This is a genomic window from Brenneria goodwinii, from assembly GCF_002291445.1.
In the GTDB taxonomy this organism is placed as follows: Bacteria; Pseudomonadota; Gammaproteobacteria; order Enterobacterales; family Enterobacteriaceae; genus Brenneria; species Brenneria goodwinii.
In genome coordinates this window covers 4159475-4175199 of record NZ_CP014137.1, presented here as the reverse complement: position 1 = coordinate 4175199, position 15725 = coordinate 4159475, and the positions used below count along the sequence as shown (strand labels likewise).

The 15725-nt window shown below is 52.6% G+C and carries 13 protein-coding genes; 6 read left to right on the top strand and 7 right to left on the bottom strand.

Translation table 11 applies throughout. The features are described 5' to 3' along the window. Nucleotides 1–106 precede the first annotated feature (106 nt). Complete coding sequence (yihA, locus tag ACN28R_RS18515; RefSeq protein ID WP_095835166.1) at nucleotides 107–748, bottom strand: ribosome biogenesis GTP-binding protein YihA/YsxC; 642 nt, start codon at nucleotides 746–748, stop codon at nucleotides 107–109. A gap of 246 nt (nucleotides 749–994) precedes the next feature. Between yihA and yihI the strand changes: the two genes are divergently transcribed. Both yihI and hemN read left to right on the top strand, forming a co-directional pair. Continuing rightward, a complete protein-coding gene (gene yihI, locus ACN28R_RS18510) occupies nucleotides 995–1525 on the top strand; it encodes a Der GTPase-activating protein YihI (protein WP_095835847.1) in 531 nt (176 codons plus the stop codon). Nucleotides 1526–1847: 322 nt separating this feature from the next. Continuing rightward, nucleotides 1848–3221: an oxygen-independent coproporphyrinogen III oxidase gene (hemN, locus tag ACN28R_RS18505; RefSeq protein WP_095835165.1), complete on the top strand. Its 1374-nt coding sequence runs from the start codon at nucleotides 1848–1850 to the stop codon at nucleotides 3219–3221. Nucleotides 3222–3295: 74 nt separating this feature from the next. Here the strand turns inward: hemN and ACN28R_RS18500 are convergent, their stop codons facing one another. From ACN28R_RS18500 to glnA, 4 genes are all read right to left on the bottom strand, one after another. Then, nucleotides 3296–3418: a YshB family small membrane protein gene (locus ACN28R_RS18500; protein WP_145957980.1), complete on the bottom strand. Its 123-nt coding sequence runs from the start codon at nucleotides 3416–3418 to the stop codon at nucleotides 3296–3298. A gap of 274 nt (nucleotides 3419–3692) precedes the next feature. Continuing rightward, the gene (glnG, locus tag ACN28R_RS18495) at nucleotides 3693–5105 is read right to left on the bottom strand and encodes a nitrogen regulation protein NR(I) (protein WP_048636756.1); all 1413 of its coding nucleotides are present in this window, start codon (nucleotides 5103–5105) and stop codon (nucleotides 3693–3695) included. A gap of 8 nt (nucleotides 5106–5113) precedes the next feature. Continuing rightward, nucleotides 5114–6163, bottom strand: a complete 1050-nt coding sequence (gene glnL / locus ACN28R_RS18490) for a nitrogen regulation protein NR(II) (RefSeq protein ID WP_048636755.1) — start codon at nucleotides 6161–6163, stop codon at nucleotides 5114–5116. A gap of 287 nt (nucleotides 6164–6450) precedes the next feature. After that, on the bottom strand, nucleotides 6451–7860 hold the full coding sequence (gene glnA, locus ACN28R_RS18485) for a glutamate--ammonia ligase (protein WP_048636754.1): 1410 nt from the start codon (nucleotides 7858–7860) through the stop codon (nucleotides 6451–6453). A 368-nt stretch (nucleotides 7861–8228) separates the two neighbouring features. Here glnA and typA point away from each other — a divergent pair, with 368 nt between their 5' ends. The 4 genes from typA (at nucleotide 8229) to fabY (ending at nucleotide 12398) form a co-directional block, all read left to right on the top strand. Beyond that, nucleotides 8229–10046, top strand: a complete 1818-nt coding sequence (gene typA, locus ACN28R_RS18480) for a ribosome-dependent GTPase TypA (protein WP_048636753.1) — start codon at nucleotides 8229–8231, stop codon at nucleotides 10044–10046. A gap of 144 nt (nucleotides 10047–10190) precedes the next feature. Continuing rightward, nucleotides 10191–10802 (top strand): glucose-1-phosphatase, encoded by a 612-nt coding sequence (gene yihX / locus ACN28R_RS18475; RefSeq protein WP_048636752.1) that lies wholly within the window; start codon nucleotides 10191–10193, stop codon nucleotides 10800–10802. Between the two features lie 72 nt (nucleotides 10803–10874). After that, nucleotides 10875–11312, top strand: a complete 438-nt coding sequence (dtd, locus tag ACN28R_RS18470) for a D-aminoacyl-tRNA deacylase (RefSeq protein ID WP_048636751.1) — start codon at nucleotides 10875–10877, stop codon at nucleotides 11310–11312. Between the two features lie 144 nt (nucleotides 11313–11456). Beyond that, entirely contained in the window at nucleotides 11457–12398 is a 942-nt protein-coding gene (gene fabY / locus ACN28R_RS18465) for a fatty acid biosynthesis protein FabY (RefSeq protein ID WP_048636750.1), read from the top strand. Between the two features lie 24 nt (nucleotides 12399–12422). Here fabY and ACN28R_RS18460 read toward each other — a convergent pair whose 3' ends face one another. Both ACN28R_RS18460 and ACN28R_RS18455 read right to left on the bottom strand, forming a co-directional pair. Next, complete coding sequence (locus tag ACN28R_RS18460) at nucleotides 12423–14117, bottom strand: AsmA family protein (protein ID WP_095835164.1); 1695 nt, start codon at nucleotides 14115–14117, stop codon at nucleotides 12423–12425. A gap of 159 nt (nucleotides 14118–14276) precedes the next feature. Next, complete coding sequence (locus ACN28R_RS18455) at nucleotides 14277–15665, bottom strand: uracil-xanthine permease family protein (RefSeq protein ID WP_048636748.1); 1389 nt, start codon at nucleotides 15663–15665, stop codon at nucleotides 14277–14279. Nucleotides 15666–15725 lie beyond the last annotated feature (60 nt).

The window sequence follows — 15725 nt, the reverse complement described above, 5'->3', positions numbered from 1 at the left end:
TTGTTGGATGTTGTCAGGCATCTTTAAGCATGCTGAGTGGTTACCGATAAAACAGTCTGAAACATCAAAGGGGTGGTGCGAACATCCTGCACACCACCTGGTCTGATTATTCGCTTTCCTGCGGATTTCCTTCTTCTGCCTGCGGCAGAGTGCTGAACCAGCTATCAAGCTTCTGGCGTAGCTTATCGACGCCCAGTTTCTTCAGAGAAGAAAACGCTTCTACCTGAATATCACCCATAAATGGCAATACCGCTTCACGCACCGTATTGAGTTGCGCTTTGCGTGCGCCGGAAGCCAGCTTGTCTGCTTTGGTCAGCAAAACCAAGACCGGGATTTGCGACTCGACCGCCCATGAAAGCATTTGCTGATCGAGATCTTTCAGCGGATGGCGAATATCCATCAGTACGACCAACCCTTTCAGGCTATTCCGTTTCTGGAGATATTCCCCCAATGCCCGCTGCCATTTGAGCTTCATTTCCTCTGGCACTTCGGCATAACCATAACCGGGCAGGTCGACCAGACGAACACTTTCCTCGACTTCAAACATGTTGATGAGCTGCGTTCTTCCTGGCGTTTTACTGGTGCGAGCCAGATTTTTTTGATTGGTCAGCGTATTTAATGCGCTGGATTTACCGGCGTTAGAGCGCCCAGCAAAGGCAACTTCAATACCGCTATCTGTTGCCAGGTGGCGAATATCCGGGGCGCTGATGACAAAATGCGTCATGTGGTAATTATATTGCTGGGTCACAATGATTATCTCTGTCTGGATCTATGTCTGGTTGGGGATTATACCTGTAACTGACAATAAAGGCGGTTTTATCTGTACCGCGGGATTATGTCTATACTCTTCATTCTAAAATCCATTAGGCATAGCGTGGAATTGCCCCTGAAATGACGAAAAGCATCATTGGTCGATGTGTGCTCTTTTTTATTGCCGGGCTTTCTGCTAGATTCCGCCGCAATTACCTTCACCTGTGTACCTGAGAGCACCATTATGAACCGACCAGTTAAGGGATCTGGTGGTAACGCCACCAAACCGAAAATGAAAAGAAAGAGCCGTGAGGAGTTGAATCAGGAAGCGCGCGATCGCAAGCGGCTGAAAAAGCATCGTGGTCATACGGCGGGAAGCCGTGCTCAGGAAACCGGATCGGCAAGTAAAACCGGCGGACAGAGCAAGGTCGCCGATCCTCGTATCGGCAGTAAGAAACCGGTTCCGCTTGGGATTAAAGAGGAAGCGATAACCAAGCCTAAATTTACGGCGCCTGAAGCAAAACCGATCGCCCTGTCGCCAGAGGAAGAGTTGGCGCAGTTGGAAAACGACGATCGCCTGGATGAACTACTGGACCGTCTGGAGAATGGTGAAACGCTAAGCGCCAAAGAACGGTCCTGGCTGGACGAGACATTAGATCGCATCGATATATTGATGGAACAGCTTGGAATTGAGCTGGGCGATGACGACGATGACGAGCAACAGGAAGATATGCTGCAACTTTTGAAGCGCAATAGCCCGAAAGACGATTTTTAATCAATGAAGTTGCTGTTCCTGCTGCTAGCATTATTGGTTGCGTTTTACCTTGTTTGCCTATTAGGCAAACTATGGCTCCTGTCGAAACGAAAAGCTCTGCTGCATCGTACGGTTTTTAGCAGGCGGCGGATGCCGACGATGCGTTCAGCCAGAAAAAAACGCCGGAAGCGTTTTTGAACGCCGCTTGTGGCGGCTCATATGGATGCGTCTCATGAATGAGGCGAATAAAAAACGCCGGAGCGAGGGTAAACGTTGCCTGCAACGGCCCGCAAAGGGGCGAGCAGGACGCCCGGCACAAAAAAGACTGGAAGGAGTGAGCAGTATGTCTGAGCAGTCCGTCGACTGGGACCTGGCCCTGATCCAAAAATATAATTATTCCGGGCCTCGCTATACCTCTTATCCCACCGCGTTGGAGTTCAGCGAAAGCTATGATGAATCGGCTTTTCAGCAGGCGATAACACGTTACCCGAACCGGCCGCTTTCGTTATATATCCATATCCCATTTTGTCATCGGCTGTGCTACTTCTGCGGCTGCAATAAACAGGTCACGCGTCAGCAGCATAAGGCCGATGAGTATCTGAACGTGCTGGAGCTGGAGATTCGTAAGCGCGCTCCGTTATTTGCCGGACGTACGGTGACGCAGATGCACTGGGGCGGCGGCACGCCCACCTATCTGACTAAAGCGCAGATGGGTCGTTTGATGTCGCTGTTACGCGATCAATTTTCGTTTTCCGATCGGGCTGAGCTATCGCTGGAGATCGATCCACGGGAAATTGAACTGGATATTGTCGATCATCTGCATGCTGAGGGCTTTAATCGCCTTAGCATGGGCGTACAGGATTTTAATAAAGAAGTTCAAACGCTGGTAAATCGCGAGCAGGATGAGTCATTTATCTTCGCATTGATTGAACGTGCTAAATCGCTGGGATTCACCTCAACCAATATTGATCTGATTTATGGTTTGCCAAAACAGACGCCGGAGAGTTTTGCTTTCACCCTGCAGCGCGTTGCCGAGTTGAGCCCCCACCGCCTTAGCGTTTTTAACTATGCGCATTTGCCCAGTTTATTCTCCGCCCAGCGGAAAATAAAAGAAGCGGATTTACCAACCCCGGCGCAAAAGCTGGATATTCTGCGGGAAACCATCGCCATCTTAACCCAGGCTGGCTATCAGTTTATCGGGATGGACCACTTTGCCCGCCCGGATGATGAACTGGCGATTGCTCAGCGGGCTGGGAAATTACATCGTAATTTCCAGGGATATACGACCCAGGGGGATAGCGATCTGTTGGGTATGGGCGTATCGGCGATTAGTATGATCGGTGATAATTACATGCAGAATGAGAAGGTGCTGAAAGCCTACTATGACAAGGTTCGCATGCATGGCGACGCCTTGTGGCGTGGGCTGCGCCTGACGCACGATGACTGTATTCGACGTGACGTGATCAAAAGCCTGATTTGTAATTTCCAACTGGATTATGCGGCGATCGAAGCGTTATACGGTATTGATTGCCGCTTGTATTTTGCTGAAGATTTACGAATGCTGGCCCCATTGGCGCAGGATGGCCTGGTCGAGATTAAGGACGCCGGCATTGCGGTGACGCCGAAAGGACGTTTGCTGATTCGCAATATCTGTATGTGCTTCGATATCTATCTGCGTGACAAAATGCGGGCGCGGCAATTTTCTAAGGTGATTTAAAAACAAACAGCCGCTTTACGCGGCTGTTTCAGACGTCTTTAGTCAAGATTCAGGCCAACAGCATGGCCTGAACATTAACTAAAGAAGTTAATCAGAGCGGCACACAGTATTGCTGCGATAGCCGTCTGCGGCGTATGGCTTGCCGCACTGCCTATTTCAGCGCCATGTGTCACCATGGAAATTAATGAATCCAGCATAGTACTCCTCCCGAATCAGCGACACGATCATACTGCTGACTTGGGGCATGTAAAGTATAAATTAACGACAATTTCGTGCGGTAGTTTGCGTTTTCGTCATCGTCCCATTTTGGGTCATCTCGATCCCGGCTAAGAATCGAGATATCGGGGGCGGCCACGGTGCGAGGCGTCCTCATCACCGTATTTCCCCCTTAAAAAGTGACCGGCATCCTCACTTCCCAGGCTGTTTACCCGTTGTTGTGACGAATGGCGGTATCAACAATCGCTGTGTCGGTTATTCCATGCCCAGTTCTTTCAGCTTCCTGGTAAGGGTATTACGCCCCCAACCCAGCAAACGCGCGGCTTCCTGCTTATGACCCTGCGTATGGCGCAGTGCCGTGGTAAGCAAGGTTCTTTCCATTTCCGGCTGGGCTTCCGCCAGCAGGTTTTGATGACCGGAACGTAGCGCTCTGTCCGCCCACTGCGCTAACAAGGTTGCCCAGCTATCCGGCAGCATATGTACCGTGGCATCAGGCGCAGTTGTTTCGAACAGCTCAGGCGGTAAATCCTGAATCAACACCTCCTGTCCGGCGGCCATCACCGTCAGCCAACGGCAGGTGTTCTCTAACTGACGCACGTTACCCGGCCACGGCAGTCTTGTTAGCGCCGTTTCCGTTTCCGGATGAAGATTTTTGGGTTCAACGCCCAGCTCTTTGGCGGTAGCCTGTAAGAAGTAGCGCGCCAGACGAGGAATATCTTCACGGCGCTCACGTAGCGGAGGTAAATGGACGCGAATGACATTCAGGCGGTGAAAGAGGTCTTCGCGGAATTTGCCTTCCTGCACCCGCAGCTCAAGATTCTGGTGCGTGGCGGCAATAATCCGCACATCGACTTTAACCGCCGCATAGCCGCCCACCCGATAAAATTGACCATCGGCCAGTACACGTAATAGACGCGTCTGAACATCCAGCGGCATATCGCCGATTTCATCAAGAAACAGCGTACCGCCATCGGCCTGTTCGAAGCGCCCCTGACGAATTTGATTCGCGCCGGTAAACGCGCCTTTCTCATGACCAAACAATTCAGATTCGATTAAATCTTTTGGAATCGCCGCCATGTTCAAAGCGATAAACGGCGCTTTGGCCCGAGGGCTGTGGCGGTGTAGGGCATGAGCGACCAGCTCTTTACCCGTACCGGATTCACCATTGATTAATACGCTGATGGAAGAGCGTGAAAGACGGCCGATAATCCGGAATACATCCTGCATCGCGGGCGCTTCGCCGATGATGTCCGTTGTCGGGCCATTCATTGGCTGGTTGCGAACGGGCTGCTGTTGCTCCAGATAGTGACTGATGGCGCGTTCGACCAAGGCAACCGCTTCATCAATATCAAATGGTTTTGGTAAGTAATCAAAAGCGCCCTGTTGATAAGCGCTGACCGCGGCATCAAGATCGGAGTGCGCCGTCATAATGATGACAGGCAGCATCGGATGCCGTTGCTTTATTTGCTGTAATAACGCCAGCCCGTCCATTCCCGGCATCCGGATATCGGACAACAGTACGTCTGGCGTTTGTGTCGCCAGCGCGTGCAGAGCCTGATTCCCATTATCGAATGTGGCGCAGGTTAAACCCGCACCAGTGAGCGCACGCTCGAGCACCCAACGGATGGAGCTATCGTCATCGACAATCCAGACTATCCCTCGTTGCATTGTGAACCTCACTGGCGAATGGGCAGATAAACCGAAAATTCGGTATGACCTGGCCAACTGTTAAATTCAATTTTACCGGAGTGTTGATCGATAAGGTTGCGGGCAATCGATAGTCCCAGACCGGTGCCGCCCTCGCGTCCGCTTACCATCGGATAAAACAGCGTATCCTGTAGTTGAGCGGGAACGCCGGGGCCGTCGTCTTCAATATCAATGCGTGCCGCAAGGCGATAACGTACACCATGTAAAGTGAGCTGAAATGCGGTTCTGGTTCGCAAGGTAATGGTGCCGCCTGTCTTTCCTAAAGCCTGCAATGCATTACGCGTGATATTCAGCAGAACCTGCTCAATCTGATCCGGATCGTGAGTGAGCTCCGGCAAACTCGGATCGTAATCTCTCACCAGCGTTACATTGTCTGGTTTTTCCAAAGAAACCAGTTGGCATACGCGTTCTGCAACCTGATGAATGCTTTGAGTCACATGCAGGCCGGGTTGTTGCGGGCCAAGCAGCCGGTCGACCAGATTACGCAGGCGATCCGCCTGTTCGATAATGACTTTGGTATATTCGGTCAACGTTGGATCAGGCAACGCTTTCGAAAGCAGCTGTGCGGCCCCGCGTAACCCGCCAAGCGGATTTTTAATCTCATGGGCCAGCCCTCTGACCAGATCGCGGGCAGCTTGCTGTTGAGCTTGCTGAAGCTGTTCTTGACTAAGGCGGCGTTGGTTATCCATCGGCGCCATCTCCAGCAGGATGAAACTATTGGGCATCCGCTGGGCGGTGAGCGACATGATATGTGCTTTGCCGTCTACGACAATGGTGACTTCGTTATCCGTAAAACCTTGCCCTGAATCCAGACTCTCACGCATCAAATCTATATTCAGAGAAAAATATCCCAGCAAATCCGGCAGAGGCGTTCCTGACAATTTACGGGAACTCTGAGCCAGTAATTGTTGTGCCGCCGGATTGGAATAATGAATAGCCAGATCGTTATCCAATAACAATATGCTGTTTATTAAAGAATTTAGGATCTGCCCAGCATCGGGCAGCGTGCCTGTTGCCATAACGCAGACTCCCGCACTATATGAGTGCATAGTATTGTAGATTATAGATATGATGTAGCCACTTCAGAGCCCGTGGAGAAAAAAGCCCATCATGAGATGGGCTGAAAAGTTTCCACGGCAACAAAAAATTTCCAGGAGAAATTTTTAAACGTCGCGCCGCGACGGCCCTCCTGAGGTGACGGACATGGATAAGCCCGTCACGAAACAAAACATCAATAAAATTAGCTATCCTGGCAGTAGCCCGAGCGTCAGCGCGATCGGACTACTGTCGGCTAAGCGCTGAGTAATTAAACGCTGTAGTACAGTTCAAACTCAACCGGGTGCGGCGTCATGCGAACGCGATCGTTTTCTGATTTACGCAGCTCGATATAAGCATCAATCGTATCATCAGTGAATACGCCGCCACGGGTCAGGAACTCACGGTCTGCGTCCAGCGCGTTCAGCGCTTCTTCCAGAGAACCGGCTACGGTTGGGATTTCGCTCGCTTCTTCCGGCGGCAGATCGTACAAGTTCTTATCCATAGCATCGCCAGGATGGATCTTGTTGATGATACCGTCCAGGCCGGCCATCAGCAGCGCGGAGAATGCCAGGTATGGGTTGGCAGCCGGATCCGGGAAGCGAACTTCAATACGGCGCGCTTTCGGGCTAGCGACCACCGGGATACGGATGGAAGCGGAACGGTTACGAGCGGAGTAAGCCAGCATGACCGGCGCTTCGTAGCCTGGAACCAGACGTTTGTAAGAGTTGGTGGTCGGGTTGGCCAGCGCGTTGATCGCTTTGGCGTGTTTGATGATGCCGCCGATGTAGTACAGCGCAGTTTCGGACAGGCCGCCGTATTTGTCGCCGGAGAACAGGTTTGCGCCATCTTTGGACAAAGACATATGGCAGTGCATACCGGAGCCGTTGTCGCCGAACAGCGGTTTCGGCATGAATGTGGCGGTTTTGCCGAAAGCGTGAGCGACGTTATGGACAACGTATTTGTAAATCTGGATTTCATCCGCTTTTTTGGTCATGGAGTTGAAGCGGGTTGCCACTTCGTTCTGACCAGCCGTTGCCACTTCGTGGTGATGCGCTTCAACAACCAGACCCATTTCTTCCATGGTCAGACACATGGTGGAACGGATGTCCTGTGATGAGTCAACCGGAGGAACCGGGAAATAACCGCCTTTGATTGCCGGACGGTGACCTTTGTTACCGCCTTCATATTCTTTGTTGGAGTTCCAGGCGCCTTCGATGTCATCGATAGTGACATGAGAACCGGAGATGCTGCTGCCGAAGCGTACGTCGTCAAACAGGAAAAATTCGGGTTCCGGCCCAAACAGTACGGTGTCGGCAATACCGGAAGAACGCAGGAAGTCTTCCGCACGTTTAGAGATAGAACGCGGGTCGCGGTCATAACCCTGCATGGTGCCTGGTTCCAGAATGTCGCAGCGGATGATCAGCGTGGATTCTTCATAGAAAGGGTCGAGGACGGCGGTGCTGGCATCCGGCATCAATACCATGTCGGATTCGTTAATACCCTTCCAGCCGCCAATCGAGGAACCATCAAACATTTTGCCTTCTTCGAAAAAGTCGGCGTCAACCTGGTGGGCTGGAATGGTGACGTGCTGTTCTTTGCCTTTGGTGTCGGTAAAGCGTAAATCAACGAACTTCACTTCATGTTCATTCAGCATCGTCAAAACGTGTTCTGCGGACATACTTGGTTCTCCCGATTGTCATTTATCGTCGTGGAACGAATATCGTTGTAGATTGATGTTGTTACCGTGAGTAGACTAAAGCTAAAAGTGTGCCAACTTTTTAAATTAATGCTATGTGTTGCCGCTTGGGGCTTTGCTCTCAAGATTCGCTGCACCATTATAGCTTGTAGCACCAAAATGGTGCTTTATCTGCGAATCACTGCACTAAAATGGTGCTATGGTGATCGCTTGTAGCGTTTTTGCACCGTGAAAGGGATCACAAAGTAAGCAGTATCAGGTTGTTTATGATTGATGCTTGTGATCCTGTTTAGTCTCTCGATTAATACGTGTACAATAGCGCGCTATTTCTAAATGCCTGAGGCAAAGCTGTGATCGAAAATTTGCGTAACATCGCCATTATTGCGCACGTTGACCATGGGAAAACCACCCTGGTCGATAAGTTGTTGCAACAATCCGGAACTTTCGGAGAACGCACTGAAGCAACCGAACGTGTAATGGACTCCAACGATTTGGAGAAAGAGCGTGGAATAACCATTCTCGCCAAGAATACCGCCATTAACTGGAAAGACTACCGCATTAACATCGTGGATACCCCCGGACACGCCGACTTCGGTGGTGAGGTTGAACGTGTAATGTCGATGGTTGACTCGGTGCTGTTAGTCGTTGATGCAATGGATGGCCCGATGCCGCAGACCCGTTTCGTGACCAAAAAAGCATTTGCTAATGGTCTGAAGCCGATCGTGGTAATCAACAAAGTTGACCGTCCTGGCGCCCGTCCCGACTGGGTTGTCGATCAGGTATTCGATCTGTTCGTAAACCTGGATGCAACGGACGAACAACTGGATTTCCCTATCGTTTATGCTTCCGCATTAAACGGTATTGCCGGTCTGGATCATAATGACATGGCAAGCGATATGACGCCGCTGTTTGAAGCGATTGTCGAACATGTTGACGCACCGAAGGTCGATCGCGACGGTCCTTTGCAGATGCAGATCTCCCAGTTGGATTACAACAGCTATGTCGGCGTTATCGGCATCGGCCGTATCAAACGCGGAGTAATCAAGCCTAATCAGCAAGTTACGATTATCGACAGTGAAGGGAAAACCCGCAACGGTAAAGTCGGTAAAGTCCTGGGTCATATGGGCCTGGAACGTATCGAAACCACGCTGGCGGAAGCGGGCGATATCATTGCCATCACCGGTTTGGGTGAACTGAATATCTCCGATACCATCTGCGATCCCAATACGGTTGAAGCGTTGCCGGCGTTGAGCGTTGATGAGCCGACGGTAACCATGTTCTTCTGTGTTAACACCTCTCCGTTCTGTGGCAAGGAAGGGAAGTTTGTGACTTCTCGTCAGATCCTGGATCGTCTGAAAAAAGAGCTGGTCCACAACGTGGCGCTGCGCGTTGAAGAAACGGAAGATGCGGATGCGTTCCGCGTATCCGGCCGTGGCGAACTTCATCTGTCCGTGCTGATTGAAAACATGCGTCGTGAAGGGTTTGAACTTGCGGTATCTCGTCCGAAAGTAATTAACCGCGTTATCGACGGCCGCAATCAGGAACCGTTTGAAAACGTCACGCTGGATATTGAAGAACAGCATCAAGGCGCCGTCATGCAAGCCATGGGCGAGCGTAAGGGCGATGTGAAAAACATGGTCCCGGATGGCAAGGGTCGTATCCGTCTGGATTACCTGATCCCGGCTCGCGGCCTGATTGGCTTCCGTACCGAATTCATGACCATGACATCCGGTACCGGTCTGCTGTACTCCACTTTCAGCCACTACGATGACGTACGTCCGGGCGATATCGGCCAGCGTCAGAACGGCGTGTTGATTTCCAACGGTCAGGGTAAAGCCGTCGCGTTTGCGCTGTTCGGTCTGCAAGATCGCGGTAAACTGTTCCTGGGTCACGGCGCGGAAGTGTATGAAGGCCAGATCATCGGCATCCACTCCCGTTCCAACGATCTGACGGTAAACTGCCTGACCGGTAAGAAACTGACCAACATGCGTGCTTCCGGTACGGATGAAGCGACGACGCTGGTTCCGGCAATCAAAATGTCGCTGGAGCAGGCGCTGGAGTTTATCGATGATGACGAACTGGTTGAAGTAACGCCGTTGTCGGTTCGTATCCGTAAGCGTTATCTGACGGAAAACGATCGTCGACGCGCTAATCGCGGCGGAAACTGATTTTTCTGCCGTTTGGCGTATAACAGGGCACCTTCGGGTGCCCTGAGTTTTATTGATACACTTCGCTTTGATCTCCCCGCTGTTCAGTTTTGCCATTTCCCGTTACAGTAAAAAATCCTACGGTTACAGCAGAAGGAAAGTGCCATGCTTTATATCTTTGATTTGGGCAATGTTGTCATTGATATTGATTTCAACCGTGTATTAGGCGTATGGAGCAGGTTGAGCAGTGCGCCGCTGGCCACGCTGAAAGAGCGGTTTGTGATGGGCGAAACCTTTGAACAGCATGAACGCGGTGAAATCAGTGATGAAGTGTTTGCCGAGCAGTTATGCCATGAAATGGGCATCGCGCTGAGCTTTGAGCAGTTTTCCGCAGGCTGGCAGGCTATTTTTGTCGCATTGCGTCCCGAAGTCATCAATATCATGCAGTTGCTTCGTAAAGAAGGGCACCGGGTGGTGATCCTTTCCAACACCAATCGTTTGCATTGCGGTCATTGGCCCGTTTTGTTCCCGGAAGTGGAAGAAGCGGCCGATCGTCTTTATCTCTCTCAGGATATCGGCGCACGCAAGCCTGAAGCGTCCATCTATCACTATGTGTTGACGCAGGAAGGGGTTACGCCGGATCAAGCCGTCTTCTTTGATGACAACCCCGCCAATATCGCCGCCGCTCAGGCGCTGGGTATCCGCAGCATTTTGGTTAAAGACCGTCAGGTGGTTCCGGACTTTTTTGCCGCGCAAACCGCCGCTGTCAGTGAGTAAAGTCAAACCTGGGGGGCGCGCATATTCGCTATGGCCCTTGCAGAATAATGAAAACAGGAGCGGTAACATTCGATGATCGCGTTAATTCAACGGGTTTCCAGCGCTAGCGTTACTGTAGACGGTGCGATCGTTGGGGAGATCGGGAGCGGGCTGTTGGTATTGTTGGGCGTTGAGCAAGGCGATAACGAACAAAAAGCCGCGCGCCTTTGTGAGCGGGTTCTCGGTTACCGTATATTCAGTGACGACAATGGCAAAATGAACCTTAATATCCGCCAGGCGGGCGGCGGTGTGTTGGTGGTGTCGCAGTTTACGCTGGTGGCCGATACCCAGAAAGGCATGCGGCCCGGTTTTTCCCGTGGCGCCCACCCGACGGAGGCCGACCGCCTCTATCAATATTTTGCCGGACAGTGCCGCGAACAGGGCGTTCATACTGAAACCGGGCGTTTTGCGGCGGATATGAAAGTAGCGCTGGTTAATGACGGTCCGGTGACGTTCTGGCTGCAAGTATAAGGAAAGCGCTGCGTAATTATGCTGTTAGGAGGAGCGCGGGGTGAGGTTGCAGTAAGGAACATGACCCACGGCAGATTCCAGTATCTCGATATTTCAGATTAGCAACGAAAAGCCCCCGTTACTCTTTTTTCATGAGGCATGTTTATGTATCACCTGAGAGTACCGCAAACCGCAGAAGAACTTGATGCGTACTATCAATTCCGCTGGGAGATGTTGCGTAAACCGCTACACCAACCGCTGGGATCTGAACGCGATGCTTATGATGCCTTAGCGCACCATCAGACGGTGGTGGATGAACAGGGGCGGCTGGTGGCGATCGGCCGGCTATCGATCAATGCCGATAACGAAGCGTCAATCCGCTTTCTGGCGGTTCACCCCGATGTTCGGGGCAAGGGGCTGGGAACGTTGCTGGCGATCACGCTGGAGTCGGTGGCGCGGCAGGAAGGGGTAAAACGCGTAGTCTGTAGCGCCCGCGAGGATGCGATGGCGTTTTTCGCCAAACTGGGCTTTGTGAATCAGGGCGAAATTACCGCAGCGCAGACCACGCCAATACGGCATTTTCTGATGATCAAACCGGTAGCGACGCTGGATGATATCCTGCATCGGCCCGACTGGTGCGGGCAATTGCAGCAAGCCTGGTACGATCGCATTCCGTTGAGTGAAAAAATGGGGGTGCGAATCACGCAGTATACCGGGCAAAAATTTATTACTACCATGCCGGAAACCGGCAACCAGAATCCCCATCGTACCCTATTTGCCGGCAGCATGTTTTCTCTTGCCACCCTGACGGGATGGGGCCTGATCTGGCTGTTGCTGCGGGAAAGACATTTAGGCGGCACGATTATTCTGGCCGATGCGCACATTCGCTATAGTACGCCGATCACCGGCAGGCCAAGCGCTATCGCCGATCTTGGCTCATTGAGCGGCGATCTGGATCGTTTGGCCCGCGGACGCAAAGCCAGAGTTCAATTAAAAGTGGAACTGTTCGGGGATGATAAAAAAGGCTCGTTGTTTGAGGGCGTCTATATCGTATTACCCGCCACGCCGGAAGCGCCTTTGGAGAAGGGCGGATCCGATATCAGGTGACGTCGCCCCATCATCCGATGCTTTTTACTGCGAAGTCTCTGTTACCGCCCCCTGCTGAATGTGCTGCCTGATGGGGTGCCCATCAGGCCCGACACCGTGCAATGCGCCGTTTAGCGTGGGTTTAAGCGGGGTATTGGCCGCCAGCTGTCCGTTCAGCTGTAGCTGCAGATTGGCGTTGCCCGGCGCCGCGGATACCTGAGCCGGCCATCCCCAGCGAGTTAAAATATCCGCGGGTACGGAACGCCCGTTCATCGTAATTGAAAATGCCCGGCTGGGCGTCTGGCCGATAGTGGCTTTCGCTTCCAGCAGGCCGTCTTGGGTAAAAGCGCTGAGGTCGGTAAGCGAGATCTGGCTGTCATTGGCGGTTAACGCCAACGATGGCCGACGGACATCGACCTTGTTGAACGTGGCATCGCTGGCGTTGAGGTTCAGCGAGCCGCCCCACACACCCCACTGATGATTGCGGGCCAGCAGCAGATCGCTGCCGTATCCATCAAGCGCGGTAAGCTGGAATGGAAAGTCCGGGTTGATATCAATCAGCAGATTACGGTTAGCGGAAAACTTTTTGATATTCACTTCCGCCAGCCAGTTCGGCAACGCGGTTTGCCAGCGCTGAAGCCAGTCGCCCGGAAGCGTGTATTCCATGCCCGCCACGACGAATTCATTCAGTTGTAAACGGTGATCGCTGCGCTGCCAGTTACCGTTGGTACGCAATAAACCCCCTTCCCAACGGGTGGTGAACTGTTTGATTTCCACGCCATTCGGGGAAAGATTCAGGTTAACGATCGGATCGATCAGATGCATATTGCCGTTAACGATATCGGTGGCATTGAACGACAGCTCGCCATTCTCGCTTTGCCAGTCATCCTGCTTGAAGGTGACGTTCTGCAAGGTGACGTCAAGATCGATAAACGCCCATCCCGGCCCTTCGATACGGGCATCAATCAAATCAAAGCGGGAGACGGCGACTGACGGCAATGCGGTAATCGGTTGCCAGAACTCCTGCATGGTTCTTGGCGTTTGCAAGCGAACCTTGCTGAGGCGCAGGTTGTCGATCTGCCAGCTGCCATCTTCCGCCCGGCTGGCGCTGCCGGTTAACTGGCCTTGCGCCACGTCGGCGCCAAAATTACTCAGGGTAAGCTGGTTCTGATTAATCTCGCCTTGTACCAGAACCTGGCTGGCGGGGACATCGTTGAGCCGCAGCGAGCGGGCGCTGAGTTGAAAATGCCCCTGTTTTCCTAATAGATATCCCTCTTCCGGTCGCCAGGGGGCGATCCCGCCATTAATCTGTTGGCCGTTTAAATTCCAGTTATCGTCCTGCGCCTGAAGCGCCATCGTCCGCAGTTGTAAAACATCCGCTTCGATGGGCAGTGTTGCGGCCGTTGGCGACAGATTCAGCGCGCCGCCCTCCAACTCCAGACTGGCGAAATGACCGGGTTCGGTTAACTGGCGTGCGCTTAGCCCTGCGGAAATCTGTTTGGCGGTGAGTGTCGGCGGCTGATCTTTATGACCAAAGATAACGTCTTTTAGCTGAAGATGATCGGGAGCGGACCAGTCATGGTCGATTTTCCCCAACGACACCTGATAGTTGGTATTTTGATTCACCCAATTGCTGATCCAACCTGAAGCCCAGGTGGTTTGCAGTAATACATACAATATAACCAGCGCCAGCAATGCCAGCAGCGCAATGGTCAGCAATAATTTCCCGATAAATCTCATCGTGTCAGTCCATGTCAATCGTCAGGGATATCTGTTTTTATGCCGCAATTACCTTAACGGCTCAATAGATAATGCAGTTACAGACAGTAAAAAGCGACCGCTGTTGCATCCTCGGTCGCTTTTTCCACGTTTATCAGAAATTATTGAAGGAAATGGCTATTATTTTTCGTCGTGCGGGAAAACCAGGTTCAGCACAATCGCCGTAATACCGCCGGCGGCGATCCCCGAAGAGAACAGGGTTTTTATCCAGTCGGGCGCGAATTGCAGGATCAGCGGCTGCTGTGAAACCCCCAACCCGACGGCCAGGGAAAGGGCGATAATCATGATCGCGCGGCGATTCAGCGGTTCACGCGACACAATTCGCACGCCGGAGGCGGCAATAGTACCGAACATGACGATGGTCGCGCCGCCGAGCACCGGCTCTGGAATATGCTGTACGAAGCCGCTGACGGCAGGGAATAACCCCAGAATAATCAACATCAATGCCACGACAAAGCCAACGTAGCGGCTGGCGACGCCGGTGAGCTGGATGACGCCATTGTTCTGCCCGAAACAGGAATTCGGGAACGTATTGAAGATCGCGGATAAACACGAGTTCAGTCCGTTTGCCAGGACGCCGCCTTTCAAGCGTTTCATGTACAGAGGGCCGCTGACCGGTTGTTCCGATACATCGGATGTCGCGGTGATATCGCCGATGGTTTCCAGCGAGGTCACCATAAAGACCAACATCAGCGGCACCAGCAGACTCCAGTCAAAGCCCAGACCATAATACAGCGGCGTGGGCACCATGATTAATGAACTCTGTTCCGCCGGGGCGCTGCTTGGCAACATATCCATCAGCCAGGCGCCCAGATAACCGACCGCCATGGCGATCACCAGGGATGCCACGCGCAGGTAGGGGTTACGCTGGCGGTTTAGCAGGATAATGACCAATAGCACGATCCCCGCCAGCAACAGGTTTTTCGGCGCGCCAAAGGTATTATTATTCATTGCGGCGTAACCGCCGCCGATGGACGTCAGGCCGACCTGGATCAGCGACAGGCCGATTATCATTACCACCACTCCCGAAACCAGCGGCGTAATAATCCGGCGGGCAAGGTGCAGGAAGCGGGAGAGGATGATTTCCGTGCAGGATGCGACCATTAATGTGCCGAACAGCGCCGCCATCATGGTGGGCACATCGGCGCCGCCGTTTTTCAGCGCCAGTCCGCCCATAATCAAGGGCGTCACGAAGTTAAAACTGGTGCCCTGAATGGACAGCAGCCCCGATCCTACCGGGCCCCAGGTTTTTATTTGCAGAATAGAGGCCAGGCCGGAGGCAAACAGCGACATGCTGATGATGTGTTGCGTGTCTTGCGCTGGCAGACCCAGCGCCTGACAGATCAGCAGGGCGGGGGTAATTACCGCGACAAACATCGCCAGCAGATGCTGGCTGGCGGCAAACAGCGTTTGCGGAAGGGGAGGTCTGTCTTCCAGACGGTAGATCAATTCACTGCGGCGTGTTGCAACTGGCGCTTCTGTCTGGGGAATATCCGTGGTGGTAGTCATAATAGTTGGCGTTCCAAAACGACAAAGAGGGCATTTTAATGCGCTCCCTTATAAAAGCAA